Source organism: Rhodococcus sp. WWJCD1 (assembly GCF_002258735.1).
In the GTDB taxonomy this organism is placed as follows: Bacteria; Actinomycetota; Actinomycetes; order Mycobacteriales; family Mycobacteriaceae; genus Rhodococcoides.
Window position 1 is genome coordinate 87,157 of record NZ_NOXY01000030.1, and the last position, 8,660, is coordinate 95,816.

Sequence of the window (8,660 nt, forward strand, 5' to 3'; positions counted from 1 at the left end):
ACCTGACGCGGTAGCCGAGCCGACGTTCCCTCCCCCCGGGACGTCGGCTCGGCTTCCGTCTTTTCGAGGCCTGTCTCGTTCAGCGCAGCCGACGTGGGCCGAGATCCGCCTTGGTCGGTTCGGGCCCGATACGCACGCGCGCATCGGTGATCTGCGCGCCGTCGGCGGAGGCCAGCACCGGCTCGCACGAAATCTCCCGAATATCCGGGATGTCCTCTGCGAGTGCGGATATGCGCTGAACCAGATCGATCAGGGCCTTCTTGTCGACAGGCACCGCATTGCGATAACCGGACAGTAGCGGTGCGGCCTTCGGCGCGTCGATCAGTTGGGCAGCTTCGTCCTCGGTCAGTGGAAGTACCCGAAACGCCCGGTCGCCCAACAGGTCCGAGATGACTCCGGCCAGACCGAACGAGATGAGCGATCCGAACGAGGGGTCGTCCTGGACCCGTACGACACAGCCGATTCCTTTTACTGCCATCCGCTGCACGTGCAGCAGCGGCTCGCCCGAATCGGCCGCCAGATTGCGGTACGCCACCCGCACTGCGGAAGCGTCGGCCATGTCCAGACGAACTCCCCCGAGATCGGGTCGATGCCGCCACCTTTCCCCCGTCGCCTTGACCGCCACCGGGTAGCCCAGTTCGTCGGCTGCCGCCACGGCCTCGTCCTCGTCGGTCACGACGCGGAACGGCACGACCTCCAGCCCGTAACAGGCGAGCAGTTCTGCGGTCTCGAAATCCGACAGCCAGCGTCCCCGGTTGCCGGCCGAACGCCATCGCTCGACCAGGTTCTTGGCACCCTCGGAATCGATGCTCTTGGGCCGAACCAGGTTCGACACCGGTCGCGAACGCCACGCGGAGTAGCGCCAGGCCGCGGCCAGAGCAGCAACCGCCCGTTCCGGGCTCGAATACGAGGGAACCGAACCACGAATCGGATGACCGCTCGGTCCCCGCACGGCCAGTACGTCGGGAATCCCCTCGGTGGCGAGAAACGTCGACAGCACGGGCTTGTCTGATCCACGGACGGCGTTTCCCAGAGCTGTCGCGAACGGTTCGACCTCGACGGCAACCGGAGGTACGAACACGACGATGACGGCATCGATGTCCGACGCAGCCAGTGCCGCCGAGACGGCCTCGGCGAAATTCTCGGGACCGGCTTGTGGGCCGACGTCGATCGGGGTGCTCGCATGCAACCCCTTGGCCCGCGCAGCATCGACCGCCAGCACACCGAGCGCCGTCGAGTTGCCGACGACTGCGACCCTCGGTCCGACCGGCAGAGGCTGATTACCGAACAGGACTGCGCAGTCGAACAATTCCGAGATGGTATCGACCTGGATGACACCTGCCTGTGCGAACAGAGCGCGCACGATCGAATCGTCGATATCGGCGCCGATCGCATGTGCTGGCGGAACGGCTCCGCGTCCGCTCTTTACAGCGATGATGGGTTTGCTGCGCGCCACCCGGCGGGCGATTCTGGTGAACTTTCTCGGGTTACCGAAGCTCTCGAGGTACAGCAGAATCACCTCGGTTGCCGGGTCCGAGTCCCAGTACTGCAGCAGATCGTTGCCGGACACGTCGGCTCGGTTGCCTGCCGAGACGAATGTCGAGAGACCGAGCCTGCGGTTGGCGGCCTCGTCCAGGATCGCGATGCCGAGAGCGCCGGACTGGCAGAAGAAACCGACGTTGCCGGGCGTCGGCAGATGCGGAGCGAGAGTGGCGTTCAACCCGAACTCGGGGTCGGTGTTCGCCACTCCCAGCGCATTGGGCCCGATCAATCGCATCCCGTGCGCCCTCGCTGCGAGTACCAATCTGCGCTCGCTCTCCTGCCCCGCAGGCCCCGTCTCGCCGAATCCACCCGACACCACAAGCAGTGCTTTCACACCTTTGTCCAGACAGTCGTCGAGTACGGCGTCGATGGCGTCGGCCGGAACCGCTGCGATCGCAAGGTCGACCGGGTCGGGAATGTCGTGCACCGTGGCGTACGCACGAACGCCGCGGACCGACCGGTGGTCTGCATTGACCGGATAGACCGGTCCGGTGAAGTTGCCGGCCAGGAGATTGGCGAGCACCGCGTTGCCCACCTTCGAGCTGTCCGTCGACGCTCCGATGACGGCCACCGACCGGGGGCTGAGCACGTTGCGTACGCTGCGGGCCTCGGCGGCGCGCTCACGTGAATTGCGCACCGAGAGCAGTGCCTCGCTCGGATCGATGGCAAATTCCAGCCGCAGCACCCCACCCTCGAAGGACCTGCTGACCTGGTAGCCCGCTTCCCGGAAGACCGTGACCATGTTCCGGTTCTCGGCGAGCACCTCGGCGACGAACATGTTGACCCCGTTCTCGGCGGCGGCTCCGGCGAGATGCTCGAGCAGGATCGGTCCGAGTCCGCGGCCTTGGTGTGCGTCGGCAACGACGAAGGCCACTTCGGCCGAGTTGCCGTCGCCCTCGGGCAGACGTTCGTATCGGCCGACCGCAATGATGTCGTCGCCGAGTACGGCCACGAACGCAACGCGGTCGTGGTGATCGACGGTGGTGAAGTTGAGAACGTCCCGCTGGGGCATGGTGGGGTACGGACCGAAATATCGGAGGTACCTCGTCCGTTCGGAGAGTCGCCCGTGGAAGGCGACGATGCGCTCGGAGTCCGACGGGACGATGGGACGAAGATGCACGACGCCACCGTCGGAGGTCAGTACGTCGGCAACCCAGTGGCGGGGGAACGACGTTTCCGCGCGCTCTCGTGCCAGGTCCTGTGCGCTGGGCTCAGCGACAGGTTCGTCGGACGAGGAGTTCGACGACGAGGTGCCGGTCCGATCAGTCACGCGGGTCCTCCGGATCGAGGCCGAGCAGCGGAAACACTGCCCGGCGGGTGGCTGTGATCGCCGAGTCGACGCGTTCGAGCGCCCGGTCGGTGCCGTCGGTTCCGGCGAGAGACCCACCGGGTCCGTCCCAGGCGGGATAGTCCACGTCTCCCCCGTCACCCATGGTCTGCGGGAGATCGACACTCGGTGCCATCGTCCGCACTCGGTCACGCCAGGTGTCCGGCAGCGCTGATGTCGGATCGATCTCGCGGCCGAGCGCGGCGGCGATGAGGTACGTCCACGCGCGCGGGACCACACGCACGAGGCCGTATCCGCCGCCACCGACGGCCAACCATCTGCCCTCGCAGTGCTTGTCGGCGAGATCGCGCATGGCCAGGAACGCAGCATTCTGACCGTCGACGGTCAGGGCGAGATCCGCGAGGGGATCCTCACGGTGGCTGTCCACACCGCATTGGCTGACGATGATCTGGGGCCGGAACGCCCCGACGGCACCGGGCACGATCGCATGGAACGCGCGCAACCACAACCGATCCGCGGTGCCCGGCAGCAACGGGACGTTGATCGAGGTTCCTTCACCGCGTTCGGTTCCCACCTCGGTCGACCAACCGGTGTTCGGCCACAACGTGGCTGGATGTTGGTGCAGGGAGACGGTGAGTACGCGGGGGTCACCGAGAAATGCTGCCTGGACGCCGTCACCGTGATGGGCGTCGACGTCGATGTAGGCGATTCTGTCGAATCCGTTGTCCAGCAACCACGAGATGGCGATCGCGGCATCGTTGTAGACGCAGAAGCCCGAGGCCCAGTCGGCCATGGCATGGTGCATGCCGCCACCGATACTCACCGCGCGGCGGGCACGACCCGACGCGATCTCGCGGGCTGCGGCCAACGAACCGCCGGCCAGCATGGCGCTCGCCTCGTGCATCTGCGGAAACACCGGGTTGTCGTCGGAACCGAGCCCGTGGACGACGTCGTCGGGGTCACGCAGAGCCGGGCCCTGCGACGGTGCCTGTTTGACCGCCTCGATGTAGGCGCTGGTGTGAAATCGCAGCAGCTCGGAATCCGGGGCGGCAGCGGGCTCGACGAGTTCGACTCCCGCGAGCACTCCGATGTCGGTGGCGAGTGCCATGGTCAGATCGAGTCGAGTGGGGTTCATCGGGTGGTCGTCGCTCCACCGGTAGCCGAGGTAGTCCTCGCTCCACACGACGATGTCCTCGGGGCGGTTCGGGATGTACTCGGCGGCGCGTGTCGCCTTGTCAGACATACGGACAAAACTACGTTGTCGGGTGGAATGGTGTGGCACGGTTCCGGTGTTGTGCCGTATGTCCCCCTGTGAGAAGCCACGGGAATCGACGAGCGCCGTTGTGGTGCGCCGCGCCCGTGCCGGTTGGGTGCAGCGCCGATTTCGGGGCGCTGACGGTAGGATCGAGCCCGACGAAGGGGTTGAGTGTGAAGGATCTGGTCGACACCACGGAGATGTACCTCCGGACGATCTACGATTTGGAAGAAGAGGGTGTGATTCCGCTCCGCGCGCGAATCGCCGAGCGGCTCGAACAAAGTGGTCCCACCGTCAGCCAAACTGTCGCGCGGATGGAGCGCGACGGCTTGTTGTCCGTCGCGGGAGACCGGCACCTGGAGCTGACCGAGAAGGGTCGCAGTCTGGCGGTCGCCGTCATGCGCAAGCATCGCTTGGCGGAGCGACTGCTGGTGGACATCATCGGTCTGCGCTGGGAAGACGTACACGCCGAGGCGTGCCGTTGGGAGCACGTGATGAGCGAGGAAGTCGAACGTCGTCTGGTCACCGTGCTGAACAACCCGACCACATCGCCGTACGGAAACCCCATCCCGGGATTGGCCGAGCTCGGTCTCGGTCAGTCGACCCTTGCTCCCGAGGCTCTCATCCGTCTCACCGATGTGCCGGTCGGCCAGCCGACCGCAGTGGTCGTACGCCGTCTGGCCGAGCATGTTCAGTCCGACCCCGAGGTGATCGCACAGCTTCGTGAAGCGGGCGTTGTTCCCGACGCTCGGGTTACAGTCGAAGCCAAGCCCGGGTCCGTCACGATCACCGTGCCAGGGCACAGCGGTGTCGACATATCCGATGAAATGGCACACGCCGTCCAGGTGAAGAGGGTCTGACCTCACACTGCCGGCGGTGCCGCAAGCGTGTGAGGGAGAGCAACAGTGAAGCTTCTGGTTACCGGTGGTGCGGGATACGTCGGCAGTGTCTGTGCAGCCGTGCTCCTCGAGCGCGGCCACGACGTCGTCGTCGTGGACAACCTGTCCACCGGGAACCGGGACGCTGTGCCCGGTGGTGCCACGTTCGTAGAGGGTGACGTCAGAGACGTTGCCGCGGAGGTGCTGAACGGCGGCGGGTTCGACGCCGTACTGCACTTCGCCGCGCAGTCGCTCGTGGGCGAGTCGGTGGTCGCACCCGACAAGTACTGGAGCGGCAACGTGGTCACCACGCTGGCCCTGCTCGACGCGATGCGGGCTTCCGGAACTCCGAAACTGGTGTTCTCCTCGACCGCGGCCACCTACGGCGAACCCGAGAAGACGCCGATCACCGAGGACGCTCCTACCCGGCCGACCAATCCCTACGGTGCCACCAAGCTCGCGATCGACCACGCGATCACGTCCTATGCGTCGGCGTACGGTCTCGCCGCCACCAGCCTTCGTTACTTCAACGTCGCCGGTGCCTACAACGGCTTCGGTGAGAATCGCGTTGTCGAGACCCATCTGATTCCGCTCGTGCTGCAGGTTGCGCTCGGGCAACGCGAGAAGATCTCGGTGTTCGGCACCGACTGGCCCACCCCCGACGGCACCGCAGTCCGGGACTACATCCACGTCGCGGACCTCGCCGAGGCGCACATCCTTGCGGTCGACGCGGCGCAGCCGGGTGAGCACACCATCTACAACCTCGGTAGCGGTACCGGATTCTCCGTACACGAGGTCATCTCGTCCTGCGAGAGGGTCACCGGCCTGCCCATCACCGTCGAACACGCTCCCCGACGCGCGGGCGATCCTGCCGTTCTCATCGCCTCCAGTGCACGAGCGATGGAGGAGCTGAAGTGGTCGCCGGAGCTGACCGATCTCGATCGAATCGTCGCCGACGCCTGGGCCTTTCTGCAACAGCTCGGCGATCGTTCCCACGCCGCACACTGACGCGCTCACAGCGCCGTCAGCGTCGACCGAACGGATCGCCGGGTAACCGAACGCCGCATGCACGCGCGCACGCGAATCCACTCTCGGCGACTTCGCGAACCAGTTCCGGGCCGGCACCGGCACTGAGCGATCTGTCCAGCAATCGCGCCAGGCTGTATTTCTCGTCCGCTTCCAGGGCCGCATCGATCGCGATACGGGCCATCGGTCCGTCGCCGCGAACGTACGCACTGAACGCCAGAAGCGTTGCAGCGATGGCTCTCTCGCGCCGTGGAAGTACACGGGAGATCATCGCCCAGAATTCCTCGACAAACCCCGCATCGTCGCCGAGAGTCAAGGCGAGCAACGCGTCGCGAACCTGAACCGCGCGGATCGCGACCGCGATCCGAGCAATGTCGACCGGGTCCAGTTCTGTGTCGTACGGGGCCCGCGCGACGTACGACAGGACGGCCGTCAACTCATCGGTGCCAGAACGTCCGCGGCGACCGAGGCGCGCGATTTCGACGGCCACGGCCCGTACCGTGCCCTCGGGGCCCGGCGCGATGGTCTCGGCCAACTCGCGCCTCGACCGTCGTACCGAGTAGCCGTCGAGAACGCGGGCGACGGTCAGCGGCGACGTCGACGGATCGGATATTCGGCCGTGCCGCTGCGGCCCGGACACCGACCACCACACAGCGGAATCGGCGATCTCCGCCGTCGCAAGGGCCGCACTGAGCTCTATCCCGAACGCCGCAAGGGTGGTGACCAGCTCCCCCACCACAGCCTCGACGTCGAGCAGGTGCGCACCTCTGACGGTCCGGTCGAGTCGGTCGTCGACGAACACCGCAATGACGGCGGGGACGTTCTCCGAGGCGCAGTAGCCGGCCAGATAGCCGATGACGTCGAGCATCTCCGGTGTAGCCCGGGTGCCGCTGCCGGCGCGTCGATCGATGTGCTCACCTGCCAGCACCAGGTCGTGACGCATCGTGGGACCGACGGTCGCGCCGCCGTCCTTCACCGCGATGAGCACGATGGAACGGTGTGGATGGAAGCCGAGCATCGCAGGTACCGCTGCCATCAGATCGCTGGCATCGCCGAGTCGCACGCGGCGGCGAGAGTGGGAGTTGTCGTGAGAATTCGTCGGTGTGTACATGACCCGTAATTCTCGCGGCACTCTCGTCGGGGAACGCAGCGTGAGCTGGGCTTTCGCACTGCCCTGTGGAGAACGAGCCTTCTGTGGACGAACCGTCCCGCACGCGCAGTTGTGGGCCGATTCTGTCGGCCCCTCCTGCTAGGCGAGCGTCACCCCTGCTTGACCTTCTGCACCGCCGCGGTGAAGAGCTCGTCCAGCGTCATCGCGTCGGGCGTCTCGGAACCGAACGACATGAAGGTGGCCGACACCCGCACGTTGTCGATCTGTGCCATCAGCGTCAGCATCGACTGAGTGACCGCGTCGCCACCGGCTCCCGACGCCACCGTCTGCCGGACGGCCAAGGTGTCGTCCGCATCGATCGGAGGTGCAGGGGTCAACGTGGACGTCACCGTCGAGGTTGCGCCCGATTTGGTGGCCGTCACCTCGCCGCACTGTTCGAGCTGCTCCATTCGGGTCGAGAGCGGCTCGTCGACTGCTGTCAATTCGATGGAGATGGTCGACCGGCTGTCGTTGTCGGTGCCGACGATCATGGCCGTGCCGGTGGGGCCGAAATCCTGATCGGCCGGCTTGCATCCGGCCGGGCTGACCTCGGCTCCGGCCGGTATTCCGCTGAGGTCGGGGGCCGCCTGCGAGATGGCCTGCTGAGGCAACACCAGGGCGTCGTACGGTGCCGGAAAACTCGACGGGTCGATGAGCAGCGTGTTCAGATCCGTTCCCGGCTGCGACGACGTGGTACCGCCGGCGCTGGGTTCGGGGGTTCCCGTGACGGTGGAGCTGCAACCGACCAGCACAAGAGCTGCGATCGCTGCCGAGGTCGCGGCGATGGACAGGCGGGTTCTGCGTGCGGCGGGGCTCACAAGACGTCCTCTTCGGGTCGATGGGACGCCGCAGCACACGCTCCGGCGTCCCACCACTGTCTCATTCCGACCACCTCGAATGCGGCAGGCGGCCTACCGCGGTGTCGGAATTCAGCTGCCGCGGGCGATCCATTCCTCGAGGTGTGGTGCCTCGTCGCCGATACGGGTTCCGTCACCGTGTCCGGTGTTGACTCGGGTGTCGGCGGGAAGCGCGAACAATCGGTCGCGGATCGACCCGATGATGGTCGGGAAATCCGAGAACGATCGTCCGGTGGCTCCCGGACCGCCGGAGAACAAGGTGTCGCCGCTGAACAATTCCCCCGCTTCGGGCAGATACAGGCACGTCGATCCGGGTGAATGCCCCGGGGTGTGCAGCGCCACGATGTCGGTTCCCGCAACGGTGACGCGCTGACCGTCCTCGAGAAGCGTGTGACCGACGCCCGGATGGGTCTGCTGCCACAGCATGTCGTCGGCGGGATGCAGCAGAATCGGCGCATCCAGGGTGTCGGCGAGCTCGGGTGCCACGGTCACGTGGTCGTTGTGTCCGTGCGTGCAGATGACGGCTTTGACCGTGCGGCCGGCGACGGCGTCGACGATCGGGGCTGCGGTGTGGGCGGCGTCGACGATCACCACCTCGTCGTCGTCGCCGATCAGCCAGATGTTGTTCTCGACATCCCAGGTGCCGCCGTCGAGGCTGAACGTT

General features: G+C 66.2%; 7 protein-coding genes. 2 read left to right on the plus strand and 5 right to left on the minus strand.

Annotated features, from left to right (window positions below; translation table 11 throughout):
* Positions 1-79: 79 nt before the first annotated feature.
* Together CH286_RS22970 and CH286_RS22975 are read right to left on the minus strand one after the other, a co-directional pair.
* Positions 80-2,737: a bifunctional acetate--CoA ligase family protein/GNAT family N-acetyltransferase gene (locus CH286_RS22970; protein ID WP_037153243.1), complete on the minus strand. Its 2,658-nt coding sequence runs from the start codon at positions 2,735-2,737 to the stop codon at positions 80-82.
* 67 nt (positions 2,738-2,804) lie between these two features.
* Complete coding sequence (locus tag CH286_RS22975; RefSeq protein WP_052058623.1) at positions 2,805-4,073, minus strand: acetoin utilization protein AcuC; 1,269 nt, start codon at positions 4,071-4,073, stop codon at positions 2,805-2,807.
* Between the two features lie 185 nt (positions 4,074-4,258).
* Here CH286_RS22975 and CH286_RS22980 point away from each other — a divergent pair, with 185 nt between their 5' ends.
* Both CH286_RS22980 and galE read left to right on the plus strand, forming a co-directional pair.
* Positions 4,259-4,945, plus strand: coding sequence for a metal-dependent transcriptional regulator (locus tag CH286_RS22980; protein ID WP_032403288.1), 687 nt, complete (start codon positions 4,259-4,261; stop codon positions 4,943-4,945).
* A gap of 45 nt (positions 4,946-4,990) precedes the next feature.
* A complete protein-coding gene (galE, locus tag CH286_RS22985; protein ID WP_032403287.1) occupies positions 4,991-5,971 on the plus strand; it encodes a UDP-glucose 4-epimerase GalE in 981 nt (326 codons plus the stop codon).
* Between the two features lie 16 nt (positions 5,972-5,987).
* Here galE and CH286_RS22990 read toward each other — a convergent pair whose 3' ends face one another.
* From CH286_RS22990 to CH286_RS23000, 3 genes are all read right to left on the minus strand, one after another.
* Entirely contained in the window at positions 5,988-7,100 is a 1,113-nt protein-coding gene (locus CH286_RS22990; RefSeq protein WP_094610481.1) for a DUF4192 domain-containing protein, read from the minus strand.
* 149 nt (positions 7,101-7,249) lie between these two features.
* Entirely contained in the window at positions 7,250-7,957 is a 708-nt protein-coding gene (locus tag CH286_RS22995; protein WP_080737249.1) for a DUF5642 family protein, read from the minus strand.
* 111 nt (positions 7,958-8,068) lie between these two features.
* Positions 8,069-8,660 (minus strand): MBL fold metallo-hydrolase (locus CH286_RS23000; RefSeq protein ID WP_094610482.1); only part of this gene is annotated, 592 nt, incomplete at its 5' end.

Coding starts and splice junctions, on each gene's coding strand:
- CH286_RS22975 (WP_052058623.1), bottom strand. CDS start 4,073: ATGTCTGACAAGGCGACACGCGCCGCCGAGTACATCCCGAACCGCCCC.
- CH286_RS22990 (WP_094610481.1), bottom strand. CDS start 7,100: ATGTACACACCGACGAATTCTCACGACAACTCCCACTCTCGCCGCCGC.